Below are 4,625 nucleotides of genomic sequence, written 5' to 3' on the forward strand. Positions count from 1 at the left end.
GCGGGTGGGTTGATGGGAGTTCAAGGACATGGCCAACAAGAAAGTCGTGGTTGCCGGCGCGACCGGCCTCGTGGGCAACGCCGCCTTGCGACACTTCGGCGCATCCGACGATTGCGAGCGGATTGCGCTGTCGCGCCGCAAGCCACGCGATCTCTACGGCGCACGGCATGTGCGAATCGATCTCACCAGCGCGGAGGATTGCCGTCGCGCCGCGGCCGAGCTCGGCGGCGCAACGCACCTGATCTACGCCGCGCTCTATGAGGCGCCCAGCCTGGTCGATGGCTGGCGCGATGCCGGGCAGATCGAAACCAACGACCGGATGCTGCGCAATTTGATGGGCGTGCTCGAACCCGTCGCGCCCGATCTCAAGCATGTCGCGCTGCTGCAGGGCACCAAGGCCTATGGCGTGCATGTCCGGCCGCTCACGGTGCCGGCGCGCGAGGGCCGTTCCGAAATGTACGAGCAGCCGAATTTCTATTGGGCGCAGGAGAATTTCCTGCGCGAGCTGCAGCGGGGCAAGAGCTGGCACTGGAGCATCCTGCGCCCGGTCTTGATCATCGGAGAAGCCATGGGCGGCGCGATGGACCTGATCCCGCCGCTCGGCGTCTATGCGGCGGTGCTGCGCGCACAGGGAAGGCCGCTGGATTATCCGGGCGGCGCGCCGCGCGTCGCGCAGGCGGTCGATGTCGATCTGCTGGCACGCGCGATCGCCTGGTCGGGCGACGCCGAGGCTGCGCGCAATGAAGCGTTCAACGTCACCAATGGCGACGTCTTCACCTGGGAAAATATCTGGCCGGCGGTATCGGATGCGCTCGATATGACGCCGGGCCGGCACGTGCCGCTGTCACTGGCGCAGACCTGGCCGCAGTGGACCGCGCCGTGGGACGAATTGCGCCGGAAGCACGACCTGATCGCGCCCGGCCTGGAGGAGTTCGTCGGCCTGTCGTTCCAATATGCCGACTACAGCATGCGCTACGGCCAGACTGAATCGGGTCCGCCGTCGATCGTCTCGACGGTGAAGATCAACCAGGCCGGCTTCACCGAGATGATGGATACCGAGGCGATGTTCCAAAAATGGTTCAGGCTGGCGAAAGCGAGCCGGCTGCTGCCGTAAGTCGTTCTGCCCGCGCTCTCTCTACTCCCTCTCCCCGTTCTTACGGGGAGAGGGTTGGGGTGAGGGGCCTCCATCCGGCGAGCACTTTGCTTCTTATTGATGAGCGTGCCTTGCCCCTCACCCGGATCGCATCTTGCGATGCGAGCCGACCTCTCCCCGCAAAGAGCGGGGAGAGGTGAAGAGACGCTCACCGCCGCAAGTCGGCAGAAGCGTTAGCGAGAAGCGCTACCGCGAAAACGCCTGCTCCATCGCCTTGCGCGTCTTGATCGTGTCGCTCGTCTCGTCGACCTCGACATCGCTCCAGCGCACCACCGCGCCATGCGCGACGTCGCTCTTCAGCTTCACCCGATGGGCAAGTCCGATCGGCAATGCGCCGGCGGCGAGGCTGGCGGAGGCAGGCATCAGCTTGCCCCACACGGTGTAGCCGCCTTCGCCGTCGAGCATCTCGCCGGCGCGCAGATTGCGCTTTGCCACCGACGCGACGTCGCCGCGGAAGCCGCGCGGCTGCCCGGTCGGCTCGTTGCGCAACGCCGCCGACAGCACGGAGATGTTCAGCTCGAGCCCGATCAGATGATACGGCTTGTACATCGCCGCATAGCGGCCGGAGGCGTCGGTCTTGAGGCCGTACTGCTTGAAGCAATCGGCGGCATAATCATTCGGTGCCTCCAGCACCACATAAACGCCCCAGCGCAAATCGCGAAACACCGGACGGCCGTCGCGCTCCAGCGACGACACCACTTCGACGATGCCGGATTTCTCCAGCACGCCGCCCTTGTCGCGCGGCCGCATCACATGCGGCAGGTCGTCGACGCCGCAGGGCGGAAACAGCAAGCCCTCCGACGGCACGTCGAGGGTGCAGGCATTGGCGATCGCCGCCATCTCGATCGCTGATTTGGTGCCGTCGAGGAAGGAGTTGAACATCTGCGGGTTCATGCCGGCGGATTGCGCCTCGCCGGCGGTGAGCCCGTAATGCTGCCACACGCCCTCCGGCGTGACGTCGTGATAGGCCGGCAAGTATTTCGTGCCCTTGCCGGCGGCGACGACGCGGAAGCCTGTCGCGCGCGCCCAATCGACCATCTCGGCCGTCAGCGCCGGCTGGTCGCCATAGGCAAGCGAATAGACCACGCCGGCCTTGCGTGCCTCCTCGGCGAGCAGCGGCCCCGCCAGCACATCGGCCTCGACATTGACCATCACGACATGCTTGCCGGCGGCAATCGCCGAGCGGGCATGGCGGATGCCGACGGCGGGATTGCCGGTCGCTTCCACCACGACATCGAATGCGCCACCGGCGATCGCTCGTGCACCGTCGTCGGTAAAGGTGGTGGCGCTGATCCGCGCGTCGTCCCAGCCGACGGTGCGGCACGCCTCGCGGGCGCGGTCGCGGTCGAGATCGACGATCACGGGCACCTCAAGCCCCGGCGTGTGCGGCACCTGCGACAGGAACATCGAGCCGAATTTTCCGGCGCCGATCAGGACGACGCGCACCGGCTTGCCGGCAGCGGCGCGGGTTTTCAGGAGGTGATGCAGGTTCATGATGCTTTCCAAACAAAAGGGTCGTTCCGGGGCGCGTGAAACGCGAACCCGGAACCTCGAGATTCCCCGATGCGCAATTGCGCATCTGCGGTTCGACGCTACACGTCGCCCCGGAATGACGGTCGAAGACTTTACTCCGCCGCCTGCCGCGGCGCACGGGCGAGCCGCAGCAGCGCGTCGTCGGCGACGGTCTGGATCGGCGTGAAGTCGCGGTGCGCGATGTAGTCGGGCCGCGTCGGGGTGCGGATGTAGTTCGAGACCGCGTTCAGCGTCAGGTAGACGATCTTGCGCGGGTAGGGCGTGATGTTGCCGCTCGATCCGTGCACCAGATTGCCGTGGAACATCAGCATGCCGCCGGGCTTGCCGGTCGGCGCGACGATGCCGCCCTGCTTCACGAGGCGGGTCACCGTCTCCTCGTCCAGCGTCCACAGCGGATAGGACGTGGTTTCGAGATCGTGCGAGGCCTTCAAATCGCCCGCGGTCTGGCTCTGCGGCACCAGCATCAGCGGGCCGTTGATCGGCATCACCTCGTCGAGGAAGATCGCGATGTTCATGGCACGCGGCTCCGGCATGCCGTCGTCGCGCTTCCAGGTGCCGTAATCCTGATGCCACTGCCAGACGTCGCCGGTGAAGGCCGCCTTCGCGTTGATCTTGAACTGATGCATGTAGACCTTCTCGCCGAACAGCTGCTCGATCGGGTCGATCATGCGCGGATGCGCGCCGAGGGTGCCGAACGCCTCATTGTAGAGATGCGCGGCAAAGGCCGTGCGCGGCGCGCCGCTCTTCTCGCGCCACACCTCGGGGCGGTTGGCGTCATAGATCGAGACCGCCTCGCGCGCGAGGAAATCGACCTCTTCCTGGCTGAACAGCTCGGGCAGGAACAGCCAGCCTTCGCGATGGAAAAATTCGACCTGCTCTTGGGTCAGTTTCATGGTGCTTTCCTCCTGTTGTTTTTCTGTCTCCCCTCATGGTGAGGAGCGCGCTTTCGCGCGTCTCGAACCATGAGGCCTCGCTGGCTCATCCTTCGAGACGCGGCTTGCGCCGCTCCTCAGGATGAGGTCGGCCGGCGGTTCACGCCGCCACGTCGATTGCCCTCAGCTTCTCCTCGGTCATCCGCCCTGCCGTCTGCGCATGCGCCAGCGCCGCGGCTTCTGCCGCTGCGGCATTGCCGGAAAAAACATGCGCGGCGATGGTCTCGTGCTCGGTCCAGGCGCTGCCGCGGTAATCGAGCTCGGCGAGCACGGTCGCCATCGAGCGGCGCATATGCGGCCATTGCGGCGCGATCATCTCCTCGATCGCGGAATTGCCGGCGAGGCGATAGATCGCGCTGTGGAAATCGACGTCGAGTGCGATCAGGCGCGCCAGCGGCGTGCCGTCGTCGATCGCGCGTCCGGCTTCGAGCGCGGCTTCGAGTTGCGCGCGGGCCGCGGCATCCGCTTTGACACGCGAGGCGGCCAGCCGCGCCGCCAGCGCATCGATTGCGCCGCGGACTTCATAGAGTTCGCGGATGCGCTGCGGATCGAGCTGCGTCACCTCGAAGCCGCGTTTGCCGCTCTCCGCGACAAGGCCCTGGCGATGCAACAGATGCAGGGCGTGCGAAATCGGCTGGCGCGAGACGCCGAGCCGATCGGCAAGTTCGTTCTGGGTGATGCGCTGGCCAGGCAGCAGCGTGCGGTCGATGATCGCTTCGAGCAGTCGCCCGTAAACCTGGTCGATGAGGTTTGGAAGCGGATCCAACGGGATCATAACGACCGTCCAAATTGGAATACGGAATTCCGTGCTCGAAAATGAGCCTACTGCGGGTTATGGAAGCGGTCAAGGCGGGAGGACACAGAAATACTAAGCAATTGAAATAACAATGATTTATGAGACGGTCGGAGAGGTGGCGCCGCCGCCCCGCGCATCCGGCGGAGGTCTAATCAAGTGAGGTGAGCACATCGGTTAGGCTCCCTCCCCCTTGCGGGGGAGGGTTGGGGAG

At 65.5% G+C, this 4,625-nt stretch carries 4 protein-coding genes; 1 reads left to right on the forward strand and 3 read right to left on the reverse strand.

What is annotated here, in order from left to right; translation table 11 throughout:
• Positions 1-28: 28 nt before the first annotated feature.
• Entirely contained in the window at positions 29-1,114 is a 1,086-nt protein-coding gene (locus tag AC1VNY_RS42065; RefSeq protein ID WP_482409605.1) for an NAD-dependent epimerase/dehydratase family protein, read from the forward strand.
• 225 nt (positions 1,115-1,339) lie between these two features.
• On the opposite strand, the gene AC1VNY_RS42070 is transcribed toward AC1VNY_RS42065, so the two are convergent.
• The 3 genes from AC1VNY_RS42070 to AC1VNY_RS42080 all read right to left on the reverse strand — a co-directional run bounded on the left by AC1VNY_RS42070 (position 1,340) and on the right by AC1VNY_RS42080 (position 4,393).
• Positions 1,340-2,647, reverse strand: a complete 1,308-nt coding sequence (locus tag AC1VNY_RS42070; RefSeq protein WP_482409606.1) for an NAD(P)H-dependent oxidoreductase — start codon at positions 2,645-2,647, stop codon at positions 1,340-1,342.
• A gap of 131 nt (positions 2,648-2,778) precedes the next feature.
• The gene (locus AC1VNY_RS42075; protein WP_050425629.1) at positions 2,779-3,579 is read right to left on the reverse strand and encodes a phytanoyl-CoA dioxygenase family protein; all 801 of its coding nucleotides are present in this window, start codon (positions 3,577-3,579) and stop codon (positions 2,779-2,781) included.
• A 139-nt stretch (positions 3,580-3,718) separates the two neighbouring features.
• Complete coding sequence (locus AC1VNY_RS42080) at positions 3,719-4,393, reverse strand: GntR family transcriptional regulator (protein ID WP_038385282.1); 675 nt, start codon at positions 4,391-4,393, stop codon at positions 3,719-3,721.
• Positions 4,394-4,625 lie beyond the last annotated feature (232 nt).

The sequence above is a fragment of the Bradyrhizobium ferriligni genome, from assembly GCF_056837965.1.